This window comes from uncultured Rothia sp. (assembly GCF_937976295.1).
Taxonomy (GTDB): domain Bacteria; phylum Actinomycetota; class Actinomycetes; order Actinomycetales; family Micrococcaceae; genus Rothia.
In genome coordinates this window covers 23,933-31,782 of the sequence record NZ_CALJRY010000390.1, presented here as the reverse complement: position 1 = coordinate 31,782, position 7,850 = coordinate 23,933, and the positions used below count along the sequence as shown (strand labels likewise).

Sequence of the window (7,850 nt, the reverse complement as noted above, 5' to 3'; positions counted from 1 at the left end):
TCACGATGTTCAGGTAGCCTTCAAGGATTTCGTCCTTGGACTTGTTCTGCTCCATAGAAATCGCAAGCTTCATCTCGCGAATCTTTGCGGCGTAGGTCTTGTTACCGTTCAGGGTTGCGGTAGCGTCCTCACCACGCGCCACAGCGGCGTCAACAATGAGGTTGTTGACGTACTGCTGGGTCAGAGTGGATGCACCCTGGCGGCGACCGCTACCAGAGTTAATGATGTTGTTCAGGAACGCACGACCGATACCGATAGCGGAGACAGCACCGTGATTGTAGAAGTCACGGTCCTCCACGGACACGATAGCGTCCTTCATATGCTGCGAAATCTGATCCAACTTGACCGGGTCGCGGTTCTCTTCAAAGAAGGTCGCGATTTCGGTCGTACCGTCAGCAGCGTAAATCGTAGAAGGACGGGAAGAGATGCCATCGGCAATGTCGTCAGGAAGGTCCTGGAACCATGACATCGACGCGTTCGTGACCATACCCAAGCTCACAGCAGGGGGCACGACAATAATTGCCGCGAGGAAACCGGCAATCACGCTGAACGCGAGGAACTGCAAAAAATCTCCCGGACGGCGACGCGAACGGGTTTTCTTAGATGAAGCCATTCATTCAGTTTATCCCATGAAACTGTGAGAGATAGCCCGTCTCGGCACCCCACAGGGACGTGGGTTTCTCAGCCCTAAGAATAAAGCCCCTAAAAGCGCCGGACATTGACCAAAACCATAGTGAATCCCTTTTACTTATTGAACACCGGGCGATAGTCTAGAGGGTATGAAGAAATGGGAATACGCAACTGTACCGCTGATGATCCACACGACCAAGGCAATCCTCGACAACTGGGGTGAAGACGGCTGGGAGCTCGTAACTGTTCTCCCCGGCGCATCCGCACCTGCCGGCGCAACCCCCGCGTCGAACATGGTCGCTCCGACTCAGGGCAACCCCATCGCCTACTTTAAGCGCGAGAAGGCTGACTAAGAGCAGCGTACCCGGCGGTCACCTCAAACCCACTTTCCCCTATGTATACGGGGAGAGCGGGAATAAATGAGGCAGGCCGCCGGTTAGCCGTTTAACAGCTGCCTGAATATCAGTAGCGTTTAGGTTTACGGCATTTCCCCTATCACCGTTTGGGTGCCCGCACCCGCCATCCTTCTGGAGTAATCATGACTGAATCCCGTATTGAAGCACGTATCCGCGAACTCGGTTACGAACTGCCCGAAGCACCCGCCCCCGTTGCCGCTTATGTTCCCGCGGTAACCTCCGGCTCCTACGTGTACACCTCCGGTCAGCTGCCCTTCGTTGACGGTGCCCTGCCCGAAACCGGTAAGGTGTCCGACTCCGGCGCTGAAGGCTTCGTGACCCCCGAGGACGCTAAGAAGTACGCGGGTATCTGCCTGCTCAACGCCCTGGCAGCAGTCAAGTCCGTTATTGGCGACCTGGACCGCGTGCAGCGCGTCGTGAAGGTTGTTGGCTTCGTAGCATCCGAGGTGAACTTCACCGCTCAGCCCGCCGTCATCAACGGTGCCTCCGAACTGCTCGGCGAAATCTTCGGTGAGGCAGGCCAGCACGCCCGCTCCGCCGTGGGCGTTCCCGTTCTACCCCTCGATTCGCCCGTAGAGGTCGAGATCATCGTTGAGTATGTCTAAGCTGTACACCGGCGCTCTGCCGCTGTCCGCTATTCGTGCTGCCCAAGCTCAGCGGGCAGCGCAGGACGCTCCTGATACGACTGCACGCACCGAATCCGCACAGGACAACGGCACCGCCCAAAACATCAAGACTCTACCCCTGCCGGTACAGGAACGCCGCTTCGGCACTCCCACCCCGGCTGAGGGCGTGGAACGCCCCCGCATGTTCACTGGCCGCCAGTCAGGTCCGCGCACCGCATCCATTCAGCGTCTCTACACGATTCCCGAGTTCATGCGCACCGCCGCCGAAAGCTGGTGTGAAGGCGGTAACGAAGGTGCGACCGGTTGCACGATGCGTCAGGCTGCCTCCGTAATTTTTGTGCGCGACGGCGAGAACGGTCTCGAAACAATTCTGACCTACCGTCCCGGCACCTCTCCGCTGGGCGTGGTGGCTTTCCCCGGCGGTACGGCTCTTCCCGGTGATGATGAGTCCGCCTCCTGCGTCGGCCCCGGCGCCGAATACTGGCAGGATCAATTCCACTTCTCCGATATTGCGCAGGCACGCCGCAGCGTCATGGCTGCCGTGCGTGAATCCTTCGAAGAGACCGGCATTCTGCTCGCTGGCGAGGACGAACAGGACGTGGTGGAGCGCTCCAGCACGCCTGAGTTCATGGCGTGGCGTGAGGCGGTTGCGGCCCAAGACAAGAGCTTCTCGCACTTCTTGACCTCCAGCGGCTTGAGCGTGCGCGCTGACCTGCTGCGCCCGGTCGCACGCTGGCAGTCCCCGGACTTCTTCCTCAAGCGCTACGATATCGCCTACTTCACCGCAGCTCTACCCGTGGGCCAGGACCCGAAGCTACTACTCGGTAAGGGCGTGTGGGGTGACTGGCTGAACGTGCATGAACTGCTCGAAGCCAAGGACACCAGCGAACTGGGTGACCGCATCGGCCAGCCTAACACGGTGGGCCGTACCCTCGACCAGCTCATCACCCCCGGCGTGATGAGCTTGCTCGAATCTTTGGCGAAGGCACAGACTTCCGTGGCATGGCTGTCCAAACGCCGCAATATTGAGGTGAAGAAGCCCGTGCTCGTGACCCACAATGGCGCGTGCATGCTCTCCTTCACCGAGGTGGTTCCGGCAACCACCGGTAGCGTGTACACCGGCGCAATGGGCGTGAGCTAACGAGCTACCGCAATACTCACTCGTGAGATGAAGCGTTAAAGACATCAGGAGCCGTTTCCCCATGCAGAGGGAAACGGCTCCTGATTTATTTAAGTCGTGCGTCTTTTAGCGAGGGCGCCCTAGAATGCCCTCACTCAAAGAGACCTTAGCGGGAACGCTGGCGCAGGCGAGGCAGGTCCAGAATGACAACCGCGCGTGCCTCCAGGCGGATCCAACCGCGGGAAACGAACTCGGCAAGAGCCTTGTTCACGGTCTCGCGGGATGCACCAACCAGCTGTGCCAGCTCTTCCTGAGTCAGCTCGTGAGCAACGAGCACGCCGTCGGTCGCGGGGCGGCCGAAGCGGTCAGCCAGGTCCAGCAGCGCCTTAGCGAGGCGGCCGGGAACGTCGGAGAAGACCAGGTCAGCCAGCGCCTCGTTAGCGTGGCGCAGGCGGCGAGCCAGAGTCTTAATGACCTGATCGGAGATAGTGGGATCCAGCTGCTGTGCACGCTTGAAGGACTCGTGCTTGATGGCAGCCAGGCGAGTCTCAGAAACAGCCACAGCGTTGGTCGAACGGGGCGAAGGATCGAAGAGAGCCATCTCGCCGAAGACGTCACCGGGACCCATGATTGCAACCATGTTCTCGCGGCCGTCAGCGGCGCTGCGACCCAGCTTGACCTTACCGGAGAGCACAGCGAAGAGCTGGTCGTCCTGGTCGCCCTCGTAGAAGAGGACGGCGTTGCGGGAGAGGTCAATCTCCTGAATGTCATCGGTCAGCAGAGCGAAAGCTGCGTCGTCGAGGTTCGCAAAGAGAGGGGTACGACGGAGGATCTCGAGATCCATAAAGTTCTCCTAGATATGAGGTGATGAGCCGAAACTCGTAAATGTTCAGTGAGTGAGCCCGAACCGGTGTCATGCATCTCAACATCTGAAATGTGAGAAGGCTCAAGCTAGTGTGACATATTCAACTGATATGAGCGTACCCTAAAAAAGCGCTTTATGCATTCCGATACAGCGAGCTTTACAACAAAAGTTATTTCTTCCGAGAAAATTCAAAGCTTACCCACAGGTTCACCACCTAGTATCAGGCATTCAGGTGTGTAATTTTATTGGTACCAAGCACGCTGACACCCTCATGACAAGGAGGTACACCGCCTCCACACGCGGTACGATGCGACGAGGCAGAAACCCGGCCCCCAAAACCTGGGCGCACAAGCCCGCCGCACCCACCACCGGATGTTAACGCGCCACCACACTCACCGGGCACAGCCCGCACCAACCACAATGGGCACACCGTGACCACTTCTACCCACCAAGGAGGCAATTAGTCGTGACGACTGGCATCAACCTGCTTGATATTGCTATCCCCATCATTCTGCTGCTCTACTTCCTCGCCGGAGTCCGCAGCGGATTCTTCACCACCCTCGGAACCTTCCTCGGCCTGGGCCTGGGCGTCTGCGCCGCAGCCTGGCTCGTGCCCCTCGCCGTGGCATCCGTGGGATCCCAGTGGAGCCTCATTACCGCCGTCGGTGTGCTCATCATCTGCCTGACCATCGGACAGTGGCTCGGCCTCGTTGCCGGACGCACCATCCGCCGCGTCACCGATATCACCCCGCTCAAGGGCGTAGAACGCTTCTTCGGCGGCGTGCTGAACCTCGCCGCCTGCGCCCTGGTCATGGTCGTACTGACCATCTCCATGCGCACCGTACCCATCCCGCAGCTCAACACGGCGCTCAGCGAATCCAAGACCCTCTCCTGGATGGTCGCCTCCACCCCCGAGGTCGTTAAGGACCGCATCAACACGGTACGCAACGACGTGCTCGCCTTCGGAACCATTCCGGAAGTCAGCCAGCTCATCGCCCCCGAAACCAGCGCCCCCACCCAGACCGTAGAATCCGCGGCACTGGATCGGGCGGCAGCCTCCGTCGTGGAGATTCTGGGTGCCGCCGAGCAGTGCGGCTACACCTCCACCGGCTCCGGCTTCGTCGCCGATAACGGCCTGGTCGTCACCAACGCCCACGTGGTCGCCGGCGTGACCTCCCCGGTCGTGCAGGACTCCCGCGGCCGCACCTGGCCCGGCACCGTCGTTTACATGGACAGCGAACAGGACCTCGCCTTCATCAGCGTTCCCAAGCTACCGCTCGAACCGCTGAACATTGGCACCAACGCCACCGCAGGTAGCCTCGTAACCTTCATGGGCTACCCCAAGGGCGGCCCGTTCAAGGCACTGCCCGCCACCGTGCAGGGCATCGGCAACACCCAGACCATCGACGCCGACACCGGCCGCGCCAACGCCATGCGCCAGGTCTACCAGCTGGCAGCCGACGTGCAGCACGGCAACTCCGGCGGCCCCGTCCTCGACGAAAACGGCAACGTGGTCGGCGTGATCTTCGGTAAGGCAACCACCGGCCAGACCGGCTACGCCATCACCGCAAGCACCCTCAAGCAGGCACTGGCTGAAGGCGGCGACAACACCGCAGCAGTCTCCACCGGCACCTGCCGCAAGTAACTAGCCGCTAGACAGCGATAAAAGTTCAGGCTCCCGCCCTCACACGAGGAACGGGAGCCTGAACTATTTAACGAACAGAGGCGGTGCTGTTATTCCGCCAAATGCTGCGCTGGACTATTCCGCCAGGTGCTGAGCGAGGAAATCAACCGCCATGACATAGCCGTACGCACCCGCACCGGCAATCACCGCAGTAGCCTGCGGCGACACAAACGAATGATGACGGAATTCCTCACGACGATGCACATTCGACAGGTGCACCTCAACCACCGGAAGCTCAGCCGCCTCCAGCGCATCGTGCAGCGCCACCGAGGTGTGCGTGTACGCCGCCGGGTTGATAATAATCGCCGCGCCACGAGTACGAGCACGCTGAATCTCATCCACCAGCGCCCCCTCATGATTCGACTGCATAAACTCAACATCAAAACCATGATCCGCCGCACGCTCACGCACCATACGCTCAATATCGTGCAGAGTGGTGTAGCCGTACACCTCGGGGCGGCGCTGCCCAAGCAGGTTCAAATTCGGTCCGTTAAGCACAAAAATCGTATCTGACATAAAACCAGTGTGGCACAGGGGACGCCCGCTGGGCGCTAGGCGGCGCGAACTGCCCATAAAAAAGATGAGACACAGAAAATGGATGCGGAGGCGGAGAGAGAGGAGCGCGCGAGCCAAGTACGGTGAACCTCGCTACCGCCCACACCCTAAAGCCCGGTACCCTCGCGCTATGACCGAGAACGCCACTGAACCCGCAGCAGACGCACAGAACAGTGCGGCAGAGAACACCGAATCGCTCCTGCAGATCCGATTCGTTCCCGAATTCAAAGCCGCAGCCGCCGCACGCCGCCTCAACGCCCGCGCACCCGAAAGCCACCTCGCCACCGTGCGCCGCGCCCGCAAAATCAACCGCATCCTCGGCGAAACCTACCCCTACGCCGTCGCAGAACTCGACTTCGACAACCCCTTCGAGCTACTCATCGCCACCGTGCTCTCGGCACAAACCACCGACGTGCGCGTCAACTTCGTCACCGGGGCACTTTTCGCACGCTACCCGGACGCCGCCGCGCTCGCCTCCGCACGAACCGAAGAGGTTGAACCCTACATTCAGTCCCTCGGCTTCTACCGCGCCAAGGCGCGCTCCATCGTCACGCTCTCCCAACAGCTCGTAGAACGCCACAACGGGCAGGTTCCCTCAACCCTCGAAGAGCTCGTAAAACTCGCCGGAGTTGGCCGCAAAACCGCGAACGTAGTCCTCGGAAACGCCTTCGACGTGCCCGGACTGACCGTAGACACCCACTTCGGCCGCCTCGCCCGTCGCATGGGATTCACCACCGCAGACGCCCCCGAAGCAGTCGAAAAAGACGTCGCCGAACTCATCGAACGCAAAGACTGGACGCTCTTCTCACACCGCATGGTCTACCACGGCCGCCGCATCTGCCACGCCAAAAAGCCCGCCTGCGGCGTATGCCCCGTCGCCGACCTCTGCCCGTCCTATGGAGCCGGGGAGACGAACGAACAAGCAGCACGTAAACTCATGAAATACGAAATGGCACCCGGCCGAGAAGACCTGCACCTGCGATTCCTGCAGGGAGCAACCCGCCGCGAACTCATGGCAGAAGGCTACCCGCTCAGCGCCTAACGGCGGCTGAATCGGAACACTGCCGCACAGAAGAAAGGTACACAGATGAGCGCACCCGAGCAGTCGGTACAACCCGAACAAGCGGTACAACCCGAACAAGCAGGGCAGGACGTACAGCACCCCGCCCAGCAGGCACTGGCGGCTCTCGCAGCGGGTGGCGTGGAATTCGACGTCCAAGCCCTGCTGCGCAGCGCACCCGCCAGCCACCTGAGCAAAGAAGCCGCCGTGCTGATTCTCTTCGGCGCGCTCGATAACTCGCCCTCCACCGGCGAATTTGAAGGCTGCCCCGAGAACGTCAGCGCCGACCTGGAAGTACTGCTCCTCGTGCGTGCCGCAACCCTGCGCTCACACGCCGGGCAGCCCGCCTTCCCCGGCGGCAAAATCGACCCCGAAGACTACGCGCTCGCCGAAACCACCGGCGAACCCGTCGCCCACATCGCCGCCCTGCGCGAGGCAGTCGAAGAAACCGGGCTCGACCCCGCCGGTGTACAGGTCCTCGGCCAGCTGCACACCCTGCCGCTACCCATCAGCAACTTCATGGTTACCCCCGTCATCGGCTGGTGGAACAGCCCCGTGCCCGTCGAAGTCGTCGACCACAACGAGTCCGCGCTCATCGCCCGCGTGCCCGTGCGCGACCTGCTCAACCCCGCCAACCGGCACACCGCCTACGTCAAACGCGGCCGCACCTCACACCGCACCCCCGCCTTTGAGGTGCGCATGCCTGGCGGCGAAGAATTCACGGTGTGGGGATTCACCGCAATTCTGCTGGACCGGATCTTTGACTCGCTCGGCTGGACCGTGCCCTGGGATGCGAAAAAGATGCGCCCGGCACCGGGCTACGAGGAGTAGAACCGACCGAAATAAGTGCCTGACTAGTAGATATAGGGTGCAGAATAGCGCGCAGATAGGGGC

The 7,850-nt window shown here is 60.9% G+C and carries 9 protein-coding genes; 6 read left to right on the top strand and 3 right to left on the bottom strand.

What is annotated here, in order from left to right; translation table 11 throughout:
* Nucleotides 1–613 (bottom strand): biosynthetic peptidoglycan transglycosylase (locus Q0216_RS10415; RefSeq protein ID WP_298595256.1); only part of this gene is annotated, 613 nt, incomplete at its 3' end.
* Between the two features lie 166 nt (nt 614–779).
* On the opposite strand from Q0216_RS10415, the gene Q0216_RS10410 reads away from it, so the two are divergent.
* The 3 genes from Q0216_RS10410 to Q0216_RS10400 all read left to right on the top strand — a co-directional run bounded on the left by Q0216_RS10410 (nt 780) and on the right by Q0216_RS10400 (nt 2,813).
* The gene (locus tag Q0216_RS10410; RefSeq protein ID WP_005504647.1) at nt 780–983 is read left to right on the top strand and encodes a hypothetical protein; all 204 of its coding nucleotides are present in this window, start codon (nt 780–782) and stop codon (nt 981–983) included.
* A gap of 185 nt (nt 984–1,168) precedes the next feature.
* A complete protein-coding gene (locus Q0216_RS10405) occupies nt 1,169–1,651 on the top strand; it encodes a RidA family protein (protein ID WP_298595253.1) in 483 nt (160 codons plus the stop codon).
* A complete protein-coding gene (locus Q0216_RS10400) occupies nt 1,644–2,813 on the top strand; it encodes an NUDIX hydrolase (RefSeq protein ID WP_298595251.1) in 1,170 nt (389 codons plus the stop codon). The genes Q0216_RS10405 and Q0216_RS10400 overlap by 8 nt, the downstream gene beginning before the upstream one ends.
* A gap of 145 nt (nt 2,814–2,958) precedes the next feature.
* Here Q0216_RS10400 and Q0216_RS10395 read toward each other — a convergent pair whose 3' ends face one another.
* Complete coding sequence (locus Q0216_RS10395) at nt 2,959–3,636, bottom strand: Crp/Fnr family transcriptional regulator (protein WP_298595247.1); 678 nt, start codon at nt 3,634–3,636, stop codon at nt 2,959–2,961.
* 487 nt (nt 3,637–4,123) lie between these two features.
* On the opposite strand from Q0216_RS10395, the gene Q0216_RS10390 reads away from it, so the two are divergent.
* Nucleotides 4,124–5,302 (top strand): MarP family serine protease, encoded by a 1,179-nt coding sequence (locus Q0216_RS10390; protein ID WP_298595244.1) that lies wholly within the window; start codon nt 4,124–4,126, stop codon nt 5,300–5,302.
* 114 nt (nt 5,303–5,416) lie between these two features.
* Here Q0216_RS10390 and aroQ read toward each other — a convergent pair whose 3' ends face one another.
* Nucleotides 5,417–5,857: a type II 3-dehydroquinate dehydratase gene (gene aroQ, locus Q0216_RS10385; protein WP_044150130.1), complete on the bottom strand. Its 441-nt coding sequence runs from the start codon at nt 5,855–5,857 to the stop codon at nt 5,417–5,419.
* Nucleotides 5,858–6,026: 169 nt separating this feature from the next.
* On the opposite strand from aroQ, the gene nth reads away from it, so the two are divergent.
* Both nth and Q0216_RS10375 read left to right on the top strand, forming a co-directional pair.
* Nucleotides 6,027–6,938 (top strand): endonuclease III, encoded by a 912-nt coding sequence (gene nth / locus Q0216_RS10380; RefSeq protein ID WP_298595241.1) that lies wholly within the window; start codon nt 6,027–6,029, stop codon nt 6,936–6,938.
* Between the two features lie 45 nt (nt 6,939–6,983).
* Entirely contained in the window at nt 6,984–7,787 is an 804-nt protein-coding gene (locus Q0216_RS10375) for a CoA pyrophosphatase (protein WP_298595238.1), read from the top strand.
* Nucleotides 7,788–7,850 lie beyond the last annotated feature (63 nt).